At 36.0% G+C, this 19,508-nt stretch carries 21 protein-coding genes; 15 read left to right on the top strand and 6 right to left on the bottom strand.

Translation table 11 applies throughout. From position 1 onward, the window contains the following. The first annotated feature begins 12 nt into the window (after window positions 1-12). The 7 genes from D1B17_RS08500 (at window position 13) to D1B17_RS08470 (ending at window position 6,366) form a co-directional block, all read left to right on the top strand. Window positions 13-324: a type II toxin-antitoxin system RelB/DinJ family antitoxin gene (locus tag D1B17_RS08500; RefSeq protein ID WP_166806656.1), complete on the top strand. Its 312-nt coding sequence runs from the start codon at window positions 13-15 to the stop codon at window positions 322-324. A 326-nt stretch (window positions 325-650) separates the two neighbouring features. Further along, complete coding sequence (locus tag D1B17_RS08495; RefSeq protein WP_166806655.1) at window positions 651-1,976, top strand: NCS2 family permease; 1,326 nt, start codon at window positions 651-653, stop codon at window positions 1,974-1,976. 546 nt (window positions 1,977-2,522) lie between these two features. Further along, on the top strand, window positions 2,523-3,515 hold the full coding sequence (gene dhaK, locus D1B17_RS08490) for a dihydroxyacetone kinase subunit DhaK (protein WP_120142100.1): 993 nt from the start codon (window positions 2,523-2,525) through the stop codon (window positions 3,513-3,515). 13 nt (window positions 3,516-3,528) lie between these two features. Further along, window positions 3,529-4,116, top strand: a complete 588-nt coding sequence (dhaL, locus tag D1B17_RS08485; RefSeq protein WP_120142101.1) for a dihydroxyacetone kinase subunit DhaL — start codon at window positions 3,529-3,531, stop codon at window positions 4,114-4,116. 4 nt (window positions 4,117-4,120) lie between these two features. Beyond that, on the top strand, window positions 4,121-4,489 hold the full coding sequence (gene dhaM, locus D1B17_RS08480; protein ID WP_120142102.1) for a dihydroxyacetone kinase phosphoryl donor subunit DhaM: 369 nt from the start codon (window positions 4,121-4,123) through the stop codon (window positions 4,487-4,489). A 148-nt stretch (window positions 4,490-4,637) separates the two neighbouring features. After that, window positions 4,638-5,492, top strand: a complete 855-nt coding sequence (locus D1B17_RS08475; protein ID WP_120142103.1) for an AraC family transcriptional regulator — start codon at window positions 4,638-4,640, stop codon at window positions 5,490-5,492. An 82-nt stretch (window positions 5,493-5,574) separates the two neighbouring features. Further along, window positions 5,575-6,366, top strand: coding sequence for a DUF2238 domain-containing protein (locus D1B17_RS08470; protein WP_120142104.1), 792 nt, complete (start codon window positions 5,575-5,577; stop codon window positions 6,364-6,366). A gap of 198 nt (window positions 6,367-6,564) precedes the next feature. Here D1B17_RS08470 and D1B17_RS08465 read toward each other — a convergent pair whose 3' ends face one another. Next, window positions 6,565-6,945, bottom strand: a complete 381-nt coding sequence (locus D1B17_RS08465; RefSeq protein WP_240704393.1) for a DUF4430 domain-containing protein — start codon at window positions 6,943-6,945, stop codon at window positions 6,565-6,567. Between the two features lie 126 nt (window positions 6,946-7,071). Between D1B17_RS08465 and D1B17_RS08460 the strand changes: the two genes are divergently transcribed. From D1B17_RS08460 to D1B17_RS08450, 4 genes are read left to right on the top strand one after another with little or no spacing between them, the layout of a single operon-like run. After that, window positions 7,072-7,752 carry an energy-coupling factor transporter transmembrane component T gene (locus tag D1B17_RS08460; RefSeq protein ID WP_120142105.1) on the top strand — a complete coding sequence of 227 codons (681 nt, stop codon included), beginning with the start codon at window positions 7,072-7,074 and terminating at the stop codon, window positions 7,750-7,752. After that, entirely contained in the window at window positions 7,749-7,997 is a 249-nt protein-coding gene (locus D1B17_RS12635) for a hypothetical protein (protein WP_166806654.1), read from the top strand. The genes D1B17_RS08460 and D1B17_RS12635 overlap by 4 nt, the downstream gene beginning before the upstream one ends. Further along, window positions 7,931-9,514, top strand: a complete 1,584-nt coding sequence (locus D1B17_RS08455; RefSeq protein ID WP_120142106.1) for an ABC transporter ATP-binding protein — start codon at window positions 7,931-7,933, stop codon at window positions 9,512-9,514. Before D1B17_RS12635 ends, D1B17_RS08455 begins: the two co-directional genes overlap by 67 nt. After that, entirely contained in the window at window positions 9,504-10,175 is a 672-nt protein-coding gene (locus D1B17_RS08450) for an ECF transporter S component (RefSeq protein ID WP_120142107.1), read from the top strand. The genes D1B17_RS08455 and D1B17_RS08450 overlap by 11 nt, the downstream gene beginning before the upstream one ends. Before the next feature lie 156 nt (window positions 10,176-10,331). On the opposite strand, the gene D1B17_RS08445 is transcribed toward D1B17_RS08450, so the two are convergent. Beyond that, window positions 10,332-11,051 carry an MIP/aquaporin family protein gene (locus tag D1B17_RS08445; protein WP_120142108.1) on the bottom strand — a complete coding sequence of 240 codons (720 nt, stop codon included), beginning with the start codon at window positions 11,049-11,051 and terminating at the stop codon, window positions 10,332-10,334. Window positions 11,052-11,182: 131 nt separating this feature from the next. Between D1B17_RS08445 and D1B17_RS08440 the strand changes: the two genes are divergently transcribed. The 3 genes from D1B17_RS08440 (at window position 11,183) to D1B17_RS08430 (ending at window position 13,157) form a co-directional block, all read left to right on the top strand. After that, complete coding sequence (locus D1B17_RS08440; protein WP_120142109.1) at window positions 11,183-11,752, top strand: cob(I)yrinic acid a,c-diamide adenosyltransferase; 570 nt, start codon at window positions 11,183-11,185, stop codon at window positions 11,750-11,752. An 11-nt stretch (window positions 11,753-11,763) separates the two neighbouring features. Continuing rightward, window positions 11,764-12,372: a sugar O-acetyltransferase gene (locus tag D1B17_RS08435; protein WP_120142110.1), complete on the top strand. Its 609-nt coding sequence runs from the start codon at window positions 11,764-11,766 to the stop codon at window positions 12,370-12,372. A 182-nt stretch (window positions 12,373-12,554) separates the two neighbouring features. Then, a complete protein-coding gene (locus D1B17_RS08430) occupies window positions 12,555-13,157 on the top strand; it encodes a DNA alkylation repair protein (RefSeq protein WP_120142111.1) in 603 nt (200 codons plus the stop codon). 265 nt (window positions 13,158-13,422) lie between these two features. On the opposite strand, the gene D1B17_RS08425 is transcribed toward D1B17_RS08430, so the two are convergent. The 3 genes from D1B17_RS08425 to D1B17_RS08415 form a co-directional block, all read right to left on the bottom strand. Further along, complete coding sequence (locus D1B17_RS08425) at window positions 13,423-14,217, bottom strand: Cof-type HAD-IIB family hydrolase (RefSeq protein WP_120142112.1); 795 nt, start codon at window positions 14,215-14,217, stop codon at window positions 13,423-13,425. Between the two features lie 67 nt (window positions 14,218-14,284). Next, window positions 14,285-15,109 carry a Cof-type HAD-IIB family hydrolase gene (locus D1B17_RS08420; protein ID WP_120142113.1) on the bottom strand — a complete coding sequence of 275 codons (825 nt, stop codon included), beginning with the start codon at window positions 15,107-15,109 and terminating at the stop codon, window positions 14,285-14,287. Window positions 15,110-15,175: 66 nt separating this feature from the next. Continuing rightward, complete coding sequence (locus tag D1B17_RS08415; protein ID WP_166806653.1) at window positions 15,176-16,153, bottom strand: ROK family protein; 978 nt, start codon at window positions 16,151-16,153, stop codon at window positions 15,176-15,178. Between the two features lie 136 nt (window positions 16,154-16,289). Here D1B17_RS08415 and D1B17_RS08410 point away from each other — a divergent pair, with 136 nt between their 5' ends. After that, window positions 16,290-17,330: an alpha/beta hydrolase fold domain-containing protein gene (locus D1B17_RS08410; protein ID WP_120142115.1), complete on the top strand. Its 1,041-nt coding sequence runs from the start codon at window positions 16,290-16,292 to the stop codon at window positions 17,328-17,330. 425 nt (window positions 17,331-17,755) lie between these two features. Here D1B17_RS08410 and D1B17_RS08405 read toward each other — a convergent pair whose 3' ends face one another. After that, a complete protein-coding gene (locus D1B17_RS08405) occupies window positions 17,756-19,117 on the bottom strand; it encodes an MATE family efflux transporter (protein WP_120142116.1) in 1,362 nt (453 codons plus the stop codon). Window positions 19,118-19,508 lie beyond the last annotated feature (391 nt).

Here is a 19,508-nt window from a genome sequence, read left to right as displayed (position 1 = left end):
CATGGAGGAAAATTGATTACTCAAAATAATTTAGCTAAAAAAGACAGTTCTAAGTCTAAAGTTAGAATTCAAGTTGATAAGACTTTAAAACAAGATGCCGAAAAAGTATTAAGTAATCTTGGAATGACCCTTACCGATGCAGTTACCATGTTATTTAAACGAATCGTCGCAACAGATTCCTTCCCAGTCAGTCTTCAATTAACGAATCTAGAAAAAGCCAACCAAAGATTGCTAAAAGCAACTCAAGATATTCCAGTGAAAAATTTAAATAATCAAAAGGATGTTGAAGATTGGTTAAAGGAGACGTCTGAAGATGATGAATAAGAATGATGTTGTTGATTCTTTTTAGTCCATTTAGTAAAAATTTCAGAAAATTCAAGAATGAATATTTCATAAATATAAATCATTAGAAGATAGCAAAAACCGAACTTTAGATATCTTCATGTGCTTTTATGTACCTGTTTAGCTATTTAAATTAATAAAATTATAGCAAAACACGAACTATATTTATATTAAAACACATAAATGTTTCTAAAACACTTGTCAAAATCCGAATTATTTGTAATACTAGATAAGTCAAAAAAAGAGATTATTTTTTCTAAGGGGCGTTTATAGTGAATTCATTAGATAATAGAGGGAATTTAAGTTTTATGGAACGTTTATTCCATCTAGAAGAAGCTCAAACAAATGTAAAACGTGAAATCTTAGCTGGTTTGACGACATTTGTTTCAATGGCTTACATTTTGTTTGTTAATCCGCAGGTTTTGGGAGACTCAGGGATGAACAAAGGTTCACTGTTCACAGCTACAGCTTTGACTGCCGTAGTTGGTTCAGTGTTGATGGGTATTTTAGCTAATTACCCAATTGCAATTGCTCCAGGATTAGGTGATAATGCCTTTTTCAGTTATTCAGTTGTTATCGCCATGGGTATTCCTTGGCAAACAGCGATGGCTGGTGTTTTCGTAGCCAGTTTAATTTTCTTAGTGCTCTCATTAATGAAAATTCGTGAAATCGTCATCAATGCGATTCCGAAAGATTTGAAATTGGCGGTGGCCGCTGGGTTAGGTATTTTTATTGCGTTTGTTGGTTTGCAAGGCGGGGGTTTGATCACAGCAAGTAAATCATCACTTGTTGCCATCGGTTCATTCGCAAACCCAACAACTTGGTTAACAATTACCGGATTATTAGTTACAGCTATTTTGATGGCTCGTAAAATTCCAGGTGCTATTTTTATCGGAATGGTCTTTACAACAATTGCTGGTCTAGTTACTAAATTAATTCCAGCACCAGCACATATCGTGTCAGGTATTCCTAGTTTGAAGCCAACCTTTGGTGTTGGTGTTGCACATATTGCTGATATCAAGGAACCACAACTTTGGGCAGTTGTGATTATCTTCTTATTAGTTGCATTTTTTGATACAGCCGGTACTTTAATCGGATTGGCAGAACAAGTCGATATCATGCAAGATAAAGATGGTAAAATGCCAAGAATTGGTCATGCTTTAATGGCCGATTCCATTTCAATGGTCAGTGGAGCAGTTTTTGGAACAACACCCCCAACTGCTTACGTTGAATCATCAGCCGGTATTGCTGTGGGTGGTAGAACCGGTTTAACTTCCATCACTGTTGGTGTGTTGTTTGCATTATCAATGTTTTTCTCACCATTATTGACAGTCGTAACAAGCAACGTTACCGCACCAGTTTTAATCATTGTTGGAACCTTAATGGCTCAATCAATGAAAGGTATACAATGGGATAGATTTGAAATTGCGCTTCCAGCATTCTTAACAATCGTTGGTATGCCACTAACTTATAACATTTCATACGGTATTGCCTTTGGATTCTTAGTTTATCCAATCACAATGCTAGCAGCAGGTAAGAGAAAAGAAATCAATCCAATTATGTATGGATTGTTTGTAGTCTTTGTTATCTTGCTTTACATTATTAATATCTTGCCAAAAGCCAGTTTGGCATAATTATTCTGCTTTTAAATTTTAAATAGTAAGAATCTTACGTAATCTCTTTTTAGAGAGAAAGTGAAGTCAATCAGATTTCATTTCTCTCTAGAAAGAGATTTTTTTGTCTAAATATCTGAGTGATTAAAGATTCAAAAAACATGCTTGAATCTCTGGTATTTGGGTCGGTTTTGAACCAAAGTAACAAGACTAGACAATAACATGTTGACTTTTTTTTAAGTAAATCATAAGCAAGAATCCGTCTGAAAATTATTATCGAATGAACGAAGGACTAGTCGGAAGAGTTGGACAGTGGTTACTGGCAGTGAAAGTGGTGTTAGGACGACTGGTCTTGTCGTTCTTACAGCACCGGGCGTGTTGAAGACTTGCCGAACTTGCAAGGCTTCAACCGAGGTTCGAGACCTTGGCTCGAGCCGTTCCGCATTGCCAGTAACCACTGTCCAACTCTGGAGACGGAATTTTTCAATAACCAACTTTATAAATTTAAACAACTACTTTAATGGTATATAATATATGGGTAATCGCTTACAAGGAGGGCAATGAGGAATGAAGAAAATTATTAATAACGTCGAGGATATCGTACCAGAAATGATTTCTGGTCTCGTGAGAACTAATACGGATCTAGTTAAGCAGATTGATGGGACAACTGCTGTTGTTAGAAATGATTCAAAATTCAAAGCAAATAAGCAAGTCGGCATTGTTTCCGGCGGTGGTAGTGGTCATGAGCCATTACATGCTGGTTACGTTGGTGATGGGATGCTTAGTGCTGCTGTTGCTGGGGAAGTTTTCACATCTCCAACTCCGGACCAAATTTATGAAGCAATCACGGCAGTTGATCAAGGTAAAGGTGTCTTGTTGATTGTGAAGAACTATTCTGGCGATGTTATGAATTTTGATATGGCTAAAGAAATGGCTGAAGCTGATGATATCGAAATTAAAACAATTGTCGTTGATGATGATATTTCAGTGAAAAACAGTGAATTTACACAAGGTAAACGTGGGGTTGCCGGAACTGCTTTAGTTGAAAAAATTGTCGGTGCTGCTGCTCGTTCAGGAATGAATTTAGCCGATTTGGCAACGCTTGGTCAAAAGGTGATCGATAATACTAAGACAATCGGAATTGCCTTACATGCGGCTACTGTACCTGCTGTTGGTCATCCCGGCTTTGAACTAGGCGATGATGAAATTGAATATGGTATTGGTATTCATAACGAACGTGGTTATGCGGTAGAAAAAATTCAACCTTCTAAAAAACTAGCTAATGAATTAATTGAAAAGATTCTCAAGGAATTCTCTGATCAAAGTGGTGACTTTGCCATTCTAGTTAACGGTATGGGTGGCACACCTTTGATGGAACAATATATTTTTGCTAATGATGTTTTGAATGAATTGGCTGATAAGAAAATCAAGGTATCCTTCAGTAAAGTTGGTAATTTAGTAACATCATTGGATATGCAAGGAATTTCTTTGACTATTATGAAGGCAGATGCCGATTGGATTAAATATTTGAAGGAACCAGTTACAACAATTGCTTGGTAGAGAGGAAAATTTGATGAAATTAGAATTAGTAGATGCTAAAAAATGGATTACTTTATTTGTTGAAAAATTAGAGAATAATCAAACAACTTTGAACGAATTGGATACAGCGATTGGTGACGGTGATCACGGTACAAATATGAAACGTGGTGCCGAAGCTGTAACCGCCGCTTTTGAGAAAAAAGATCCAGAAACATTGGCTGATTTATACAAGGCTACAGCTTTTGCAATGATTCAAAAAGTTGGGGGAGCTTCTGGTCCTTTGTACGGAACAGCTTTTCTTGATATGTCAAAAGCAGTTAAGACGGATAATCTGGAATTGGCCGACTTGATTCAAATTGGAACGGATGGACTCAAGCGCCGTGGTGAATCCGATACTGGTATGAAGACTATGATTGATGTCTGGCAACCAGTGAGCGATGCGTTGAAGGCTGATAAATTTGACCAAAGTGTCATTGATTCGGCTTTGGAAAATGTCAAAGGATTGGTCGCTACTAAGGGACGTGCAAGTTATTTGGAAGAAAAATCTAAAGGACACATTGACCCGGGTGCCCAATCAAGTGCTTATTTGTTTGAATCATTAATTGAAGTTTTAGGAGAATAAGTTTATGAAATATGGAATTTTAATTGTTTCACATTCAGCAGACATTGCCAAAGGTGTCAAAGCTTTGATTTCCCAAGCTGCACCTGATTTGTCGATTACAACTGCCGGCGGAACTGAAGATGGCGGCATTGGTTCATCACTGGAAAAGATTCAGCAAGCAGTTGATGATAATAAAGGTGATGAAATTTTAGCCTTTTATGACCTTGGCAGTTCCAAGATGAATTTGGAAATGTTACTAGAAATGACAGACAAGACAATTCATAAGTATGATGTTGCTTTAGTTGAAGGAGCTTATACAGCAGCCACTTTGGCAGAAGTTGATTCTCCGTTAGCAACGATTGAAGATAATTTGAAGAGTTTAAAAATTAAATAGTTAATCAAAATGCTTTATAATTTAACGATTATAAGGCATTTTTTAATAGACTTCTAAATCAACAAATCAATTCGACTAAATTCGTATCGAAAATGTCGAGTGAGATAGAGCAATCTCTTCTAACATAGGAATCACGGAGGGTAAGCAAATGCTAAAAGAATTCAACTTATTGATGGATTATATTGAAGCACACATTACTGAAAATATTTCTGATGAGAAAATTACGCAAATTACCGGTATTTCAAGTTATCAATTTAAGCGAATGTTTTCATATTTAGCTGGGATGACGTTAAATGAATATATCAAATGTCGGCGCTTATCATCAGCAAATGTTGATTTGGCGCAAGGCCAACGAGTAACTGATGTGGCTTTCAAATATAATTACCAATCGATTGATGGTTTTACGAGAGCTTTCAAAGATTGGAGTGGCTTTTTACCTTCCGAAGTGATGAAAAATCAGGCTCAAAAAATGTTGCCTAAATTTAATTTTTTCATCGATGTTAGAGGAGGAACTACTTTGGATTACAAAATTAAGCGATTACCAAAATTTAATATTGTTGGTGTTTCTAAGCGAATACCGATTCAAGTTGAAGGCGTAAATGAAGAAATCGTTGCTTTAGCAAAAACAATTACTCCAGAGCAACGAAAGGAGATGCACGAACTGGCTAATATGGAACCAAATCAGCCATTAAATGTGTCATATGATTTTGACGAGGGATATTTGCAGGAAAAAGGAATGCTGACTCATATGATAGGTATGGCAACCACGAGTGAAAATGACTTTAATGACCTAGAAACACTAGCAATTCCAGCCAGTACTTGGGCCGTATTTTCAGTCACAGGAGATTTTCCGCAAGCAATGCAGGAAACGACCGCAAGAATTTACTCAGAATGGCTTCCATCTTCAGAATATCAGTTGAGGGATCTACCTAATTTTTCATTTACAGATTTGAAGGACAGCCAGCAAGATGTTTATTCGGAAATTTGGATACCGGTACAATAAGTGAATACCTAATTTTGAACTGGTGAATTAAGCAAGTTGAGACTATTATTATAAATAAATACCGTAGTCACTGGGGGACAAAATGATAATAGTTAAATATTTGACCCATTCAACGAACGATGCCAGTAAATTTGTTAAATTTATCTATCTTTTGTATCGGGTTATAGCTTTAGGAATGCTAGTAAGTCAAGCCTGGTTAGGCCGTGGCAATAATATACTAATTGTTTTATTAACTTTAGTTTTGTTTGAAATCCCGGCTATTATTGAAAATAAATTTAAAATCATGATACCTGACATCCTAGAATTTGTGATTATATCGTTTATATTTAGTTCAACTATTCTTGGTGAATTGAGTGATTTTTATGGACATTTACCATTGTGGGATACAGGATTACACGTCCTCAATGGCTTTTTGGCCGCCGGTGTCGGTTATTCATCAATTTATTTACTAAATGAAGGGATGACCTCAATACGTTTGACACCGATATTTATTGCATTAACATCATTTTGCTTTTCCATGACAATTGGTGTGATGTGGGAGTTTGGTGAGTTTACAGCTGATCAGTGGTTGAATACCGATATGCAAAAAGACAGAATCGTCCAGAAAGTTAATAGTGTAGAACTAGCGGACAAAGCTAATACAGTTGAGCATGTGAAGAAGATTGACCGTACAACCATTCATACAAAGGATAAGAAGAATATAGTGGTAAAAGGTGGTTATTTAGATATTGGATTGATAGATACAATGAAAGATTTATTCGTTAATCTAATCGGAGCTATTTTTTTCAGTATCTTTGGATATTTCTATTCGGCCAGTCATAGTCGGCGGTACAAATTCATTCGAAACTTTATGGTTACTAAAGAAGAGCATTAAAAAAAATCCTAACGATAATCAGAAATATTTAACTTCAGATTGTTGTTGGGATTTTTTGTGTTTAGTTATTTTTTAAAATTTATAAGTTAATAAATAGCTGGAGGGTTTGAGTGATTCTACCTGCTGTGGGACCGCTTCGAGACCTTGGCTCGAAGCGGTCCCACAGCAGGTAGAATCACTCAAACCCGGAAGCGGGAATTAGCCGTTATACTTGGATAACTTAAATTCCACGTGATCTTTATTCTTTAATTTTTTCTTGTCAGCAGAAACATTAACTTGTTTCTTGTTAACTGTATAAGTCCAATAAATTTTTTTCTTATTATTTTGTTTGTGACCGTCGATTTCAGAGATGAAACCTTTCTTGTCAGTTACTTTCCAGCCTTTTTTCAAGCCAGTTGTAACAGTGGCACCTTTTTTAAGTTTAAGAGTCTTTTTAGCAATTTGTTTCTTGTTCTTTTTCAAAGTGTAAGTAACTTTGATAGTTTTGGTTGAACTAGCTTGAACAGTTGTGGCAGCAGCTGGTGCGAATACGCCCAACAACATTAACAGTGAAGCTAGAAATGCGGCAAATTTTTTCACGATAGTTTTCCTCCTAATATTTAAACAACGTTTTTTATTATAGCAGAGAAAAAACAACCTGAATCAATTAGATTTTTTTGCTCAGTAAGTTAGAATAAGAATATTAACTATCAAAGGAGTGACGAGATGAACAAATTAATTGTTAATTTCCAGAAAAATATTAATAGCATCGCAATGTTTGTTTATCTAATCACAGTTATTTTGATAACATTACTGTTTAATAATCCTCTGATTTTGATAGGATTGAGTATCTCGTTATTCATTATGCTGGTAGTAACTCGACGTGAAAAAATCAAAGTGTCACTTAAATTTGCCAGTATAATTTTTTTAGTAACTGTTATATTTAATTTGATTTTGAATCAGCGGGGGACCAATGTCTTATTAGAAGTGCCATGGTTGAAAATAACGACTGAATCATTAATAAATGCGGCTGTTTTGGGGCTGTCATTTGTTAATTTGTTGTGGGCATTTAGTTTATATGATGCGCTGATTAGAATTAAAACCATTTTTGAATTGTTGGCCAACGTATTTAAGAGTATCGCAATCATTTTTATTTTAACGGTCAAATTTATTCCGCAAATTATTAAAATTTATACTGAAACTAAAAACATTAGTAAATTTAGAGTCAAGCAAGTTTATAACGATAAATTTTTGAAAAAAGTTAAACAGACAATTGATTTGAATGAAATTGTTTTGAATAAAGCGATTGCTAGTTTTATGAATGTATCAGACACGTTGATTTTAAAAGGTTATGATCAGCGGCAATCTAAACTTGGCAAGACTGAATTTAAGCGGGGGACTGGTTGATTTTGTGCTTAACGGTTGGGGTGATTGTCTTTAACACAATCATGTCAGTTAGAAAATTTGGCAAAATCAACTTTGGTTCGGCAAACTTACATATATCGTCGCAAGGTGTCAGCGCAATTTTGATTGTCGATAGTTTGTTCATTTTATTGCCGTTATTGATGGGAGGCATAAATTACTTATGGTGGAGATTTTACAGTTCAAAGATTACAGTTTCCGATACAATAACAGCCAAAAATTATCGTTAAACCACGTGAACTTTACCTTACAAAAGGGTGAATTCGTGACTTTGATTGGGGCAACAGGGAGTGGCAAGAGTACCTTTTTAAAACAAATGTTGCCGAAACTGATTGTTGGAAAAGTTTTATCGGGTGAATTAATTAAACAGACTGATAATTTTGCCTACGTCTCTCAATTTGTTGATAACCAAATGATTATGGAAACGCCACGGGATGAACTGAAATTCGTTTTGGATAATCGAGGTTACTCAACCAATGAAATTCAATTGCGGATTACGGAAATAGCCAGCTTTTTGGGTATTATTGGATTGCTAGACCAGCCCGTTGAACAGCTATCCGGTGGGCAAAAGCAACTAGTTAATTTAGCCAGCGCGTTGATTTTGAAACCGGAAGTATTGTTATTAGATGAGCCAACAGCGCAACTTGATCCAATTGCTGCCGAAAAATTATTACAATTAGTTCATAAGGTAAATATTGAATTTGATATGACGATTATTTTGGTGGAACATGAACTTGAGCAGGCGGTCAAATTTACCCATCGTTTGGTTGTAATGGAGAATGGCCAGTTAATTTTAGATGAGAAGATTGTTCAAGGATTAAAGGCGTTATTCAAGTCGGATAAATATCGGAATTTTTTAACGTCGAATGACCGTTTAGTTTCAGAATTGAAATTTAATGCCGCTTTACCAGTGAACAATCAAACTTTACATAAATTGATTGCGGATAATATTGCTGTAATACAAAGTAGAGATAGAGATATCACGGAAACGTCGGGAACTGTTTTATTAAAAGCTAAAAAAATAGGCTTTCGATTCAGTTTCAATGGTCGCCAGATTATTGACAATGTCGATTTAGAGTTAGCGCAAGGCCAGTCATACTGTATTGTTGGACCGAATGGCATGGGAAAAACGACGCTCTTAAAAATTTTGACCCAGCAGTTAAAAAAACAGTCTGGACAGTTAAAATTTCATGATAAAAAATTGACCAGTGATTTTTATCAGAAAGTTTTTGTACTTCCCCAAAATCCGGCTAATTTATTTATGAAAGATACGGTTGAAGCAGAATTAGATTATCAACGGCAACAGAGTCACAGTTCACTAGTGATTGAAGAAATTTTAAAAAAATTCTCACTTGAAGGTTTGGAAAAGCAGAGTCCCTACGATTTAAGTGGTGGTCAGCAAGAGTTTTTAGCCTTAGCATTGGGATTTATTAAAGACCCAGAGATATTATTTTTGGATGAACCGACTAAGGGTCTTGATCCGAATAAACGAGTAGCTCTGGGACAATTATTGCAACAGTTTCAAAAGCAGGGTGGAACAATTTTGGCTACGAGTCATGATTTGTTATTTGCTGCCAGTTATTTTGACCAAATAGCGATGATGTTTGATGGCAAATTGAGTGATTTTGCGACACCAGTTAAATTTTTCAGTGATAAGTTTTTTTATACGACCGAAATCAACAAATCTTTGCGGGATATTTTCCCACAAGCTTTAACATGGAAGGATATTAAATATTTTGAATCGTAAATCTGTTTCGCTATTAGTATTAGCAGTGGCTGTTTTGGGATTGATGGTCATTTTTGCTAGTGAAAATTATTTATTATTTTCATTTGGATTTTTAATTTTAACGTTAGGAATATATTTTTGGCGTTTTGAAAAGTCCCAGCATAATTCGCGAGAAATTGTCTTTATTGCCATTATTTGTGCTTTGGCGGTTGTTGGTCGAATTATCTTCGCAGGATTGCCAGCGGTCAAGCCAGAGTTATTTATTTTGATTATGGGTGCCATTGTCAGTGGACCGGAGACTGGCTTTTTGATGGGGACGATTATTGCCTTAACTTCTAATATGTATTTTGGTCAAGGTGTCTGGACCCCATGGCAGATGTTTGGCTTAGGTGTAATTGGCTTAGTTTCAGGATTGATGATGAATAAAAATGTTCCCACGTGGTTGTTAGTTATCTGGGGCTTTGCTAGTGGTTTTATCTTAGGTTGGATTATGGATATTTATTATATTATTGGTTTTGTTAATCCGATAACGGTCAAAAGTATTTTAACGTCTATTCTGGCTAGTTTTTACTTTGATTTTGTCCACGCATTGTTTACGGCAGTATTGTTACTATTTGTTGGTAAGCGATGGATAAAATTATTTAATAATTACAAGATTAAATACGATTTATTCAAAGAGTAGAGAGTGCGACAAAACTGTTTTTACCTTAAACATGCAGCATAAACGTGCAACAAAACATAGCTTTTTCCGCTTAAAACAAACAAGACCCGCAATCCAAAATCGGATTACGGGTCTTATTTGCCTTAATGCTCGAAAGCTGACCATGTTTTACACTCTTTAAGGAATCAATAAGTAAGCAAAAGCGGCAACTGCGCCACCAGCTAAAGGTCCTAAAACTGGTACCCAACTGTATGACCAGTCAGAGTCGCCTTTATTGGCAATTGGTAAGATTTGATGAGCGATTCTTGGTCCCAAGTCCCGGGCTGGATTGATAGCATAACCGGTTGTCCCACCAAGTGAGAAACCGATAGCTGTGATCAAGAGACCAACAACAATTGGATTCAATCCTGAGGTGAATTTACCACGTGTGAATGCTAATAAGGCAAAGACAAGGACAAATGTACCAATAAATTCACTTAAAAAGTTGAAGAAATAATTTCTAATGGCAGGTCCAGTCGCAAAAACGCCTAAAATGGCTGCTGGATCATCAGTTTCTTGCCAGTGTGGATAATAGTTGAGCCAGACGATAATAGCACCGACGATTGCTCCTAATGTTTGAGCAATAATGTAAGGGATGACTGATGACCAAGGGAAGACCCCGGCAATTGCCATACCCAGTGTTACAGCTGGATTCAAATGTGCTGGACTTAGAAAAGCAGAACAATAAATACCCAAAGTAACAGCTAATCCCCAACCTAAAGCAATGGCAATCCAGCCAGCACCCTCGGCTTTTGATTTCTTTAAACTAACGGCCGCAACAACACCATCACCCAATAAAATTAAAACTAGGGTTCCGATGAACTCACCGACCAATTGTAATGTTAAACTATCTTGCATAAGCTTCCCTCCATAAATTTGCATGACTACGCTTACATGCTATTATTATACATAGCTACTTTGCATAACACCATGAATTTACGTTGTGAAAGCGTGATTTTACTAGACATATTGTATGAGGAGTATTCAAAATGAAGATTTATACACGAACTGGCGATAAAGGTCAGACAAGAATTATTGGAAATGATGTACTTTATAAATCAGCTCCACGAATCAATTCTTATGGAACAATTGATGAATTGAATTCATTGGTAGGGGTCGTGATTGCTAATCTATCTGATGAGACAAGTATTTTGAAAGATGAACTTGAGGAAATCCAACAACTTTTATTCGATTGTGGGACAGATTTAGCCATCTCACCAACTGATAAAAAGCATGAATTTATTTTCAAAGCTGACAATGGTTCGGTTGATTGGTTAGAGAAAAAAATCGATGAATATACTGAAAAGACGCCTAAGATCCAAAAATTTATTTTGCCAGGTGGCTCTAAGACAGCGGCTAATTTGCATATGGCACGAACTGTTACTAGACGGGCTGAACGTGAAATTGTTGGCTTGATGCAAGAAGAACCTATTAATGATTTTGTTTTGAAATTCGTCAATCGTTTATCGGACTACTTCTTCGCCGCAGCTCGGTATAGCAATGTGCTTGATGGTGTTGAAGATATTCAATATCGTAATAGTAGACCAGTCTTTAGATAGGAGCTTTTTTAATGCGTACGGAAAAAGAAAAGATGTTAGCTGGAGATTTGTACATTGCTCATGATCCCGAGTTACGTAAGGATTTTGAAAAGGCTAAGGAATTAGTCCGAGAGTTCAATCATACAACTGAACATCAACCTGAAGAGCGCCAACGAATCATTAAGAATTTATTTAAAAAGAGTGGTAAAGGTGTTTACTTGGAGCCACCATTTTATACCGACTATGGCTGTAATACCGTTGTGGGTGATAATTTTTATGCTAATTATGAATGTATTATTTTAGACATTGCCAACGTAACAATTGGCGATAATGTGCTGTTTGGGCCTCGAGTGGGTATTTATACAGCAGGACATCCGATCGATGCAGTTATTCGCAACGAAGCATTTGAATATGGTAAGCCAGTTACGATTGGTGATAACGTTTGGATCGGTGCCAATGTGGTAATTAATCCGGGTGTAAAAATTGGTAATAATGTTGTTATCGGGTCAGGCGCTATCGTAACTAAAGATATTCCTGATGATGTGATTGCTGTCGGTAATCCTTGTCGAGTTTTACGTAAAATCAATGATGAAGATAAGAAGTATTGGGAAGCAGAAAAGCAACGTTATTATGAAAATTAAGGAAAAGTCGCTGTGAGAAATCACAACGATTTTTTTGTCGATTTTATGTTACTGGTAATTATAGAGTTGTGGGTTGAAGTGTTTTTCAATCTTCAGTTAAAATTGAAAAAGAATCAAAGTAGTAGTCAATAAATCAACTAGTAATACATGTGATTAAATATCTTAAAAGGCGATGATTACCAATGTTATTAGATTTAAAGAATTTGGCTTGGTCTAAGACTGATTATCAAAAATTTTTAGTAGAATTAGATAGTTTAAGTGATGAAAAATATCGGGCACGAGCCCAAAAAATTGTTCCAACAACATATGACCTCTTAGGCATTTCTATGGGGCAACTAAAGTCGATTGGAAAAGAAATCAGCCAGGGTAATCCGCAAGAATTCTTGAAAGTCGTTGGCTCAGAGAACTATGAAGTTATCATTGTTGAAGGTTTTGTTATTAGTAATTTAAAATTATCGCTATTGGAATTTGAAACTTACTGTGATGCTTATTTAGCAAAAGTTAATGCTTGGTCAATTTGTGATATGGTAGTTCATTTTAAGCAAGTAAAGAAATTTTTGCCAGAATTTTTGGATAAGGTTAAAGAATATTTGCAAAGTGATAATTTCTGGTTACAACGAACGGGATTAGTCTTTCTACTGAAGTTTTATAATATCAATGAATATCGAGCTGAAATGTTAAGATTAGCTTCGGCAATAAATAGTGAAGAATATTATGTCCAAATGGCACAAGCCTGGTTATTCTCCACGGCTTTTCCGTATGACCAAGAAAAATATATCAAATAATTTCTGAAGATTCTAAATCGAAAGTTGCTAAATTAACTGTTCGTAGAATAAAATCTTTGCGACATACTACTGAAGCAGAAAAGGATAAATTAACTTCTTTATTGTAGAGAGTGGGACAAAACACATTCAGTTTCCGAGTGTTAAGGCAAAAGACACCAGTAATCCGACTTGGGATTGCTGGTGTCTTTTGTTTTAAGCGGAAGAAGCTATGGTTTGTTCCACGTTTATGTAGCATGTTTAAAGACAATAGTGATTTTATTGATATTTAAATTTCAAATAATTCTTCCAAATGTTGGATAACCCCTTGTTGATTATTATCAACGGTTTCAAAAGGAGCAGTCTCATGAACAATTGGGGAAGCATTTTTCATTGCCACGCCATGTCCAACATAGCGTAACATTTCTAAGTCGTTACCACCGTCACCGAAAGCACACATTTCTTCTGGTTCAATATTTAATTTATCGGATAAGTAATCTAAACCAGTTGCTTTGTTTACGTCAGCTCTGATAACGTCGATATCGCCATGACCGCTTGTTACGACTGAGACAGTTGGTCCAATCATATCGGCTAATTTTTCCATATATGCTTCAGTTTCATCAGGAGGACAGTTGATTGAGAATTTCAAAATATTGTCAGTCACATCTTCTAGTTTATCGACACTAGTGATTTCAGGAAAATAAAATTTACTCATTTTAGCAAATTCAGGTGTTACATTTTTGGCAATATAAGCGGACTTTTCACCACAGACGATTGATTGAACATCGTCAAGACTGTTTAAAACCTTGATAGTCTTTTGAACGACATCGTGAGAAAAAGTATCGGTCTTATAAATTTTGTCATGACTACCAACTAAAGCACCATTTTCCGCAACGAAAAGAGTCTTAGGGAAGTCTTTGAAGAAATCCTTTAATTGATAATATTGATTACCACTGGCAGAGACAAAAGTAATACCATTTTTAGTCATATAGTCATAAACATGACTAAAGCGTTCTTTATCGAAATGCTTGTCATCAGTTAAAAAAGTACCGTCCATATCTGTTGCAACTAGCTTTATTGTCATAGTAAATTCCTCTCAAAGTTCATACGTTATATTGATGATTTTATCTATTAATATTCATTTAAAGCAATCAATTTTGATAAGTTTCTAAAAAAATAAATTTGTCCAAAGCTTTGGCAATGCCGTCATTGTCGTTGGTATCTGTTACATAGTCAGCGTGTGCTTTGGCAAGATCAGAACCATTACCCATGCAGATGGCAGTTCCAGCGAAATCAAACATCGGTAAATCATTTTGTTCATCACCAAAGACCATGACTTCTTCAGGTTTGATATTTAATATCGTTGTTAACTTAGTTAGACCGCTACCTTTATTGACATCTTTATGCATTAATTCTAAGAAATTGTCAGCAGCACGGACGACATAATAATCATCAGCAAATTCTTTTTTTACTGGTTCTTCATAATTATCCAAAGTTTCCTTTTCACCAACGATTGCGGCCTTAGGAATTTCAAAGTCAGCGGGTAATTCATCGGGTGTTCGGACGTAAATTCCAGCACTGTTTTCCCAAGCTTGAACGACTGCGATTCGATTAATATCGTGATTAGATGTATAGACTTTGCTATCGTCGCCTAAAACATAATATTGCATGTTATGTTCAGTCACGTATTTAACGATACGGCGGTAATCAGCGTTATCTAACGTTTGTCGCGATAAAATTTTTCCAGAGACAGATTCTACTAAGGCGCCATTGTAAGTTATGACGTATTGTTCGTCACCTGTGATGCCAATTTCTTTTAAATAGGGACTGACACCGGCTAGGGGACGTCCAGAACATAGAACTATTTTGATACCTTGTTGTAACGCCTTTTGTAAAGAATTTTTAGTGTCGGCAGTAATTTCACTTTGTGAGTTTAATAATGTTTGATCAATATCTAAAGCAATCAATTTAATCATGGCAGTCTCCCTTTTTTAACTTAATTAATTAAGCTAGGGATATTGTATCAAATTGGTAAAGCGGTTTCAATTGGTGATAATATTCTTCAAAATGTTATGTCGCCCAATTATCGCGAGTCCAATTCGATAATCTTGTTCAAAGCTACGCTCGAAATCGATTTGATATTTTTCATGTAACGGTAAATTTCTTTGAATCGTTTGTTTAATTTGGTCGACTTGTAGATTAGACAGATTGAGCTTTTCTGCATAGACGATAATTAAATTAGGGTCCAAAAAACTAATAATATTTTGGACATGTTGAATTATTTGCTGGGTAATGGGTAATTGATTGTCGATGGTACTATATTCAATTTCACCAGCAAGTCCATCGGCACCGTTAATGAGACGATTATTAATAACGATGCCTACACCTGGAGCAAAGTTGTTTGGCAAATAAATTCCAACAGCAATATTGCGATTTTCTTTTAACTCGGTAGCAGCTCCGAAAGTACTAGCGTTGGCGTCATTAATAACTAACGTCTTAATATTTGTAGCTGTTTCAATGGCTTGGGATAAATTAATTCCCTTGAGTGATTCAATGTCACTAATCTGCAAATAACCTTGTAATTCGGCTCCTGGGACACCAATAATAATTTTTGCAGGCTGATCGTTAAGTGTTTGTTGTTTAATGAATTTAGTTAATTGTTCAACTGAAGTTATTGGTCGGTCATTGAACTTCTTAAAAAGAACTTTGCCACTTAAGTCAGTTAAAAAATAAGTAGACTTAATATTTTCACCAGTTTCAACTAATTGGACGATGCCTAAGTGATAAGCTGTGTAGTTTAATTTATAGATTTTAGCTCGACGGCCGCGGGTATTGAGGTAATCAATCGTAATAATTTCAGTATTAGAAATCAAAATATCGAGCAATTTATTGATACTGACAATACTAAGTCCAGTCAGATTGGATAATTCTTTGGCTGATAGCTGATCATTTTCGTCCAACAAGTTTAAAATGATTTGAAGATTTTGTTGGCGGGCGGATAGTCTGGTATCTGTTTTCAAAATGTTCCTCCTCAAATGAATATTTCAAGATAGATAAAAAAATTTATTTGTTTTTGCTTTACAATATGTTTAAACATAATTCATAATGAACTTAGATAGATGATTAGTCTAATATCCAAAAAGGATGGTGACGCTTATGATTAAAAATGATTATAACGTAGAATTGAATCGTTTAAGTCAAATCGGAACAACTGATGTTCCCAATTTAAAAAATGTTCAAATGATAATTAAAGACCGAATTGATACCCATTCGTATGAACCAATAATTTATGATCATTTGAAAGGTTTATCTGATGAGCCTAGTTTGCCAAATGACTTAACTCAATTGCGAGGCGGTAACAGCCACGACGATATTTCTCAAAGAGAATATTTTGATGTAGCTGTTGATGATGAATATGCTGACACGTTAAATAGACATGTTCGTTATTTAAAAATTTATCAAAAGGCTAACATAGATTCCACTAAAGCCGTAATTTATTTGCACGGTGGGGCATATTATGGTGGTTCACCAGAAGATACTTTACCATTTTTAAAACTTTTAGCCACGAAATTTGCTGGAGTAATTTATAGTGTCGATTATGGCATTGCCCCAGAAAATCCCTATCCAGCAGCAATTGAAGATGTATTGTCAGTAGTAGTTGCTATAAAAGATCAGTATCAACAATTATCCTTATCAGGCGATTCTGCCGGTGCAGCAATTGCTTTGAGCGTCAGTCAATTATGTCATTCAATGGGAATTTGTGAAGTTTATCAACATGTTTTATTTTATCCAACGGTAGTTCATGGATCTGACCATGAAGGTTCACTTTGGAACGATCGGGCGATATCAATTAATGAAAGTCAACGTCGAGCATTGCATAATAATTATACCCAATTCAAAGCGCTCGATACGATTATGACTGACTTTTACACCGACCATCAAAAATTGGATTTAACTGCTCCAATTTTGTCACCACTTTACGCTGATCCCTTGAACTTTAAACATGTATTAGTTTTGACGGGTGAATTCGATCCATTCCGTTTACAAGATGAAGCCTTCGTTCAGAAGATTGGTATGGCGGGATGTGAAACCAAGTATATCCGTTATGGTGGTCTAGCACATGCATTTCTCAATTATGTCGATAAGATTCCGGCAGTTGAGGATGCACTTAATGAGTGTGCCAATGTTTTGAATTAGTGCCGCCTCCAGGAGCAAAGAAATTAGGTCGCTATGGGGACCGACGAAAGCCAAGGTCTTTCGTCTCGCTTTTGAACCTCGCAAAAACCGCGAGTTTCAAAAGTCGTCCCGTGGTGTAATGGCTAAAGCCATAACGCCACTTTCACAGCGACCTAATTTCTTTGCTCCTTCCGGCTAGTGTCTGTCTTCAAATTAGTCCGATAAGAATTTATTCTGATATGGATAAATATTTTAATAGCATGGTTGTTCCAGAATCCTATCAAGACGGTAATAAAAGCTATGAAAAATCAATCTATTCTTGAGTTAATAAAGAACTGTCCGAATCTGGAGACGGAATATACGAGTGAGAAATTATAGAATTGAATATAAAAAAGCTAGGTATTTTTTCTTGGTATAAATCCAGAAAAATATCTAGCTTTTTGATTCTATTCTAAACTTTCGTCTTCACCTAAAACGTTCTTGAGATTTCTGAGTTTCTTAAGTTCCATACGCCAAGTGCTTACAAGGACTAGCACGGATCCTATCCAAGCTAGTGGGTTGGCCATGGCAGCTCCATAGAAACCAAATAGTCTGATTAAGACGATACCTGCAAAGACTCTCATCAAAAGTTCAGCAACACCAGCAATGGTAGGGGCTTTTTGATTGCCCAGACCTTGTAGGGTATATCTGACAATAAATAGGATTGAGAGTATGAAATAACTTGAACCGTTGAAGTAATAGTAAATTTGCACTAGATGTAAAACGGCGTTTTGGCTACCATTCATGAACAAGTGTGAAATACCGCGTCCAAAGAAGATCAAGAAAGCACCGATAATGGCACTAGCTGAGACGGAGATAATGATTCCATCTTTGACTCCTTGGAGAATCCGGTGGAATTTCTTTGCGCCTAAGTTTTGAGCTGTGTAATTTACCAATGCTAGTCCAAAACTAAAGGCAGGCAAGGTAGCAATTTGTTCAACTCTTCCGGCAACAGTATACGCAGCCACGGCATTAGCACCAAGTGTATTCAACATAACTTGTAAAATAATTGAACCAATGGCAATGATTGAAGATTGGAAACCCATTGGCAAGCTGATTTGGAGTAATTCTTTAATTTCAGCTTTATCAATTCGAAAATCACTTCTGGTCAAAATTAAATACGGAATATGACGTCGAATGTAAAAATATAAAATTATAAAGGTAATCGTTTGCGCTACAACGGTTGCTAATCCGGCTCCAGCGACTCCCATGTGTAAGTAAAGGATGAAAAATAATTCTAACAAAATATTCAAGACTGTACTTACAATCAAAAAGAAGAGTGGTACTCGAGAATCGCCCAGTGCTCGCATAGTGTTTCCAAGAAAATCAAAACCAACAAAAGAAAATATTCCTGCAAAGATAATTTCCAAAAAGATAAATGAATCATGAATCAATACTTTTGGTGTTTGCATCGCTACAAGTAAAGGATAAGCAATCAAAAGCGCAAGTACGGTAAAAATTACGGCAATGCAAACGGAAATGATAATCCCCGATGCAAAACTTTGTCGAACCCCGCGTTCATCATTGGCACCGTATTTTCGGGCAGTCAAAATAGTTAAACCACTCGTCATACCTTGTGCAAAACCGATAACTAAACCGGTCAGTCCCCCAGTTGCACCAACACTCGCCAGAGCATCAACGCTGATTGTTTTCCCAACAATTAAGGTATCAATAAAACTGTAAAATTGTTGGAAAAAGTTACCTAATAGTAAAGGAATCGTATACAGAAATATGACCTTCATAGGTTTTCCATGAGTTAGATCTATCATATGTCTATATTCCCTTTCATAAAGATTATGACTATTTTAGCATGTTTACATTTTTTTGGTGTGTTTAAATGTGCCGCCTCCAGGAGCAAGAAAAATTAGGTCGCTGTGGGGACCGACGAAAGCCAAGGTCTTTCGTCTCGATTTTGAACCTCGCAAAAACCGCGAGTTTCAAAAGTCGTCCCGTGGTGTAAGCACTAAAGTGCTAACGCCACCTTCACAGCGACCTAATTTTTCTGGCTCCTTCCGGCTAGTGTACTTTTTTGGATGGATAATTAATTAGTTATATTTTAAAGTAACTTGATAAAGTAATGTAGATAGTTATTTTTAGCTAAATGCGTTAGTTATCCTTAAATATAAAACGTAAGAAGACAGAATTTGTTCAGCTTAAAAT

Source organism: Companilactobacillus zhachilii (genome assembly GCF_003606365.2).
Taxonomy (GTDB): Bacteria; Bacillota; Bacilli; order Lactobacillales; family Lactobacillaceae; genus Companilactobacillus; species Companilactobacillus zhachilii.
This window is presented reverse-complemented; position numbering and strand designations above follow the sequence as displayed.